The following is a 3,756-nucleotide window of genomic DNA, read 5'->3' as shown; positions in this document are numbered from 1 at the left end:
AAGTTCCGTAAATGTCTGCGGAATGCGCGTATGGATGCTGTGTAGATCAAAGCGTGCTTCGTGCGGAAGGCGTACATCTGGCTTCATGCACGACACGCGCGACCGAATTGCTCAACCCGCTACGGTCCCGACGACACACACGGAACTTTCAGCGCCGAGACGGTGGCCGCGGCTGCTCGACGGCGCCCACCCGTGGGGATCGTTTGTTGCCACGGTCGGCCGATACGGGGTTCAACAGTTTCGGTTGGTCATCTACCCGCCCGGATGCAGCGTCGCCGATCGGCAGCTGGCGCAGCTATGGCGGGGATGGCCGATAAGTGGCGCTGCGCTCGGGTTGGTCGCGATGGTGCTGCTCGGCGACGTGGCGGCCTCGCCCGACACGGTCCTGGCGTTCGCCGTCGCCTGCTACGTAACCATCGGCGCTCTGCTTTTCCTGGCGGCCGGACCGACCCGCATGCAAGTCAGGTCTGTGTCGATCGCCCTGATGCCCGAAGCTGCCGACGCTCGCGAACTACGCGGGTACGTCGAAGGTCTAACCCTGGTTGCCATGCTGACCCGCGCCGACCGGTTGCTTAAGGCGGGTGCGATCTCATCGGGCGAGCATGAGGTGATTTGGCGGGAAGCCTATGGGCGTCTCGAGGCGAGCCATGTCTGATGTGGTGTCGGAGATTTCCGAGGCCGTCGGCGCGAGGCGTCGGTCTTGTTGACCGTCTACTACCTGGGGCGGAGACATGGGCAATCCCGCTCCGAATTGTGGCTTGGTTGACACCCATCGCATGGCGTCCGGTTGAAACGCAAGTGGCACAGCGAATTTCGCGGCACTTCTGGCGCACTCTCGGCGAGACCACAGCCCTTTGTCAAGGGGCCGCGTCTCATCAACGAGGATTGCTTGGAAGCGCTTGTCTCAGCTGCGCGTCAGCCGCAGGGCCGAGCGCCAGCGCGGGCAGATACTCCAGCCCGACGATGATCAAGGTCGCTCCGACGATGAGGAAAGACGCCATCCTGACCGATCGATTTTGCGCAAGTGGTCAGGGAGACATTCGCGTTTGAGCTCCCGTGCCGGTTTGGCATCGCATGCGCCCCCGCCAACCGCTAGCCCATGCCCGGACTTTCGATGATCGGCAGTTGCACCCGGAAGACCGTTCGGCCGTCGGTGGATTCGGCGCTGACCGAGCCGTGGTGGGCTTTGACGATCGAACTGACGATGGCCAGGCCCAGGCCGATGCCCGAACCGTTGGACCGCGATGTGTCCGCGCGGACGAATCGCTCGAACAACCGGGGGAGCAGATCCGCGTCGATGCCGGGCCCGTCATCGGTGACGGTCAGTTCGGCATGCGGCCTGTCGGGTTCGCCGCGTTGGCAGGTGATTGCGGTGGTCACCGTGACGCCGGGCGGTGTGTGCAAGGCGGCATTGCTGAGCAGATTGCTGACCAGCTGATGCAGCCGGGCACGGTCCCCGCGGACCCAGACCGGTTCCTCGGGCAGATCTTTGACCCAATGGTGTGCCGGCGCCGCGACCGCGGCGTCGTTCACCGCGTTGATGACCAGATCGGCCAGTTCGACGTCTTCGTGTTGCAGGTCCTCTCCCTCGCCCAGGCGTGAGAGCAGCAGCAACTCCTCGACGAGCAAGGCCATCCGGCGTGCTTCCGACTCGATGCGCGCCAGTGCGTACTCCGTGGTCGGCGGCAGCGCCGAACTATCCTGGCGGGTCAGCTCGGCGTAGCCCTGAATCGCGGCCAGCGGCGTTCTCAGCTCGTGGCTGGCGTCGGTGAGGAATTGGCGCATACGCAGGTCGGAATCGACGCGATGCGCCAGCGCGCTATCCACGTTGTCCAGCAAGCGGTTCAGCGTGTGTCCGACGATCCCGACTTCGTTGTTCGGGTCGGTGTCCTCCTGCCGGACCCGGACGCTGATCCGGTGTTCGTCGCCGGTGAGCGGCATCGCGGCGACTTCCGCGGCGGTCGCGGCGACGCGGCGCAGCGGGCGAAGTGTGGAGCCGACCACCCATACGGTGAGTCCCGCGGTGATCACCAGGGCGGCCGCGATCAGCAGGCTGGTGGTGATGTATTTGCGGGCCATGATCTCGTCGGCGAGCTTCACCGACATCCCGACGATCAACAGGTCGGATCCGTCGACGCGGCTGTCGACGCGGTAGGCGCCGAGGCTGCCGAGCCGGATGGTGCGGGGCGGCGCGTCGGCCCAGGACTGCGCTTCGATCGCGCGGATGACATCGGGCGGGGCGGGTTTTGGTTGGTCCTCGGAGAAAACCGCCGAGCCGACAACGGCGCCGTCGTGCACCACGGCGATCAGGTTGCCCGGCGTTTGTCCGGTGAACTCCAGCATCGCCTCCGCGATCGGCGGAGTGCGGCGGTGCGCCGAGGTGTGCTCTCCGTTCTGGTATCGGGTGTACGAGTTGCTCAGTGCATCAAGGGATTCAGAGACATCGGCGTCGCCTATCGCGGTGACGTAGCCGCGCAGGCTGAGTACCGAGACCACGCCGACGCTCACCAGTACCACCGTGACGACCGTCAATACACCGAGCAGCAATTGACGGCGCAGAGACCGGGGCAACCACGAAGGGGTGTTGCGCTCGCCCGTCATTCCGCTTGCCGCAGCATGTATCCAACACCGCGGACGGTGTGGATCATCGGCTCCCGGCCGGAGTCGATCTTCTTTCTCAGGTACGAGATGTACAGGTCGACGATGCTGGTACGCCCGGCGAAGTCGTAGTTCCAGACCCGGTCGAGGATCTCCGTGCGGCTCAATGCCCGGCGCGGATTGCGCATCAGGAAGCGCAGCAATTCGAACTCGGTCGACGACAGCGATATCGCCGTGCCGTCGCGGCTGACTTCGCGGCTGGCGGTGTCGAGCCGAAGATCGCCGACCTTGAGCGCTTCGGCCGCCGGTGGGGACAGCTGGCTGGACCGGCGCAGCAACCCGCGAAGCCGCGCGACCAATTCTTCGAGGCTGAACGGCTTGGTCATGTAGTCGTCGGCGCCGGCGGTGAGACCCGTGACCCGGTCCATGACCGAATCGCGTGCGGTCAGGAACAGTGTGGGGGTGTAGACGTCGGATTCGCGGATTCGCTGCAGAATGCGCAGGCCATCCATGTCGGGAAGCATGATGTCGAGGACCAGCACGTCGGGGGTCGCCCGTTCGAATTTGGCCAGCGCTTCGCGGCCGTTGTGGGCGATCTCCACCACCCAGCCCTCGTAGTGCAGCGCCATCTTGACCAGGTTGGTCAGCGCCGGCTCATCGTCCACCAACAAAACCCGGATCGGTGATCCGTCAGCACGATAGATCCTGGGTAGCTGCCCAAGAATGGCTTGGCGCGGGCGCTGGCTTCCCGCGTATCCCGACATGGCGGTCATGTTCTTGAATTCTCGCAAAGCCCATATCCGCTTGTCACGGACTTCATAGACTTCTCAAATGTTGGGGCGTTGCAGATCAGGTCGCGCCACCCCGGCCTCGCTGCGCCGGATCCGCCGGATTTGAGACGCGGCATTCCGCGAAAAGCACCGGAATGCAAGGCCGTTGGTTCAAATCACGAATGGCTCGTGCCGCACGAAGACCGGGGCCGCACACCGATCGGTGTGCGGCCCCGGTGAGAAACGAGGGGTGTCAGGCCCAGCTGGACCCGACGGCGCTGTCGGTGCTGGCCATGTTGTTGCCCGCGGACTGCACCTTCTGCCCGTGGGAGTTGGCCTGCTCGTAGATCACCTGGAAGTTACGACCCAACTGGGTGATGAACTCCTG

Annotated in this window: 3 protein-coding genes and 1 pseudogene; 1 reads left to right on the top strand and 3 read right to left on the bottom strand. The window is 64.7% G+C overall.

Features of this window, described 5'->3' with window-relative positions; genetic code table 11:
• Window positions 1-22: 22 nt before the first annotated feature.
• Window positions 23-655 (top strand): DUF6611 family protein, encoded by a 633-nt coding sequence (locus ACZY0B_RS26995; RefSeq protein ID WP_463767296.1) that lies wholly within the window; start codon window positions 23-25, stop codon window positions 653-655.
• A 437-nt stretch (window positions 656-1,092) separates the two neighbouring features.
• Here ACZY0B_RS26995 and ACZY0B_RS26990 read toward each other — a convergent pair whose 3' ends face one another.
• The 3 genes and pseudogenes from ACZY0B_RS26990 to ACZY0B_RS26980 all read right to left on the bottom strand — a co-directional run.
• Window positions 1,093-2,601: a sensor histidine kinase gene (locus ACZY0B_RS26990; protein WP_463767295.1), complete on the bottom strand. Its 1,509-nt coding sequence runs from the start codon at window positions 2,599-2,601 to the stop codon at window positions 1,093-1,095.
• On the bottom strand, window positions 2,598-3,371 hold the full coding sequence (locus ACZY0B_RS26985) for a response regulator transcription factor (RefSeq protein ID WP_463767294.1): 774 nt from the start codon (window positions 3,369-3,371) through the stop codon (window positions 2,598-2,600). The genes ACZY0B_RS26990 and ACZY0B_RS26985 overlap by 4 nt, the downstream gene beginning before the upstream one ends.
• A gap of 250 nt (window positions 3,372-3,621) precedes the next feature.
• Window positions 3,622-3,756, bottom strand: a pseudogene (locus ACZY0B_RS26980) (type VII secretion protein EsxI); the annotation flags it as partial.

The organism is Mycobacterium sp. IDUB_19 (genome assembly GCF_055419445.1).
The sequence above is the reverse complement of the archived record's forward strand: the minus strand, read 5'-3'. Positions and strand labels throughout refer to the sequence as shown.

Bases quoted from the DNA above. Each gene is read 5' to 3' on its own strand.
- ACZY0B_RS26985 (WP_463767294.1), bottom strand. From the start codon at position 3,371: ATGACCGCCATGTCGGGATACGCGGGAAGCCAGCGCCCGCGCCAAGCC.
- ACZY0B_RS26995 (WP_463767296.1), top strand. From the start codon at position 23: ATGCGCGTATGGATGCTGTGTAGATCAAAGCGTGCTTCGTGCGGAAGG.
- ACZY0B_RS26990 (WP_463767295.1), bottom strand. From the start codon at position 2,601: ATGACGGGCGAGCGCAACACCCCTTCGTGGTTGCCCCGGTCTCTGCGC.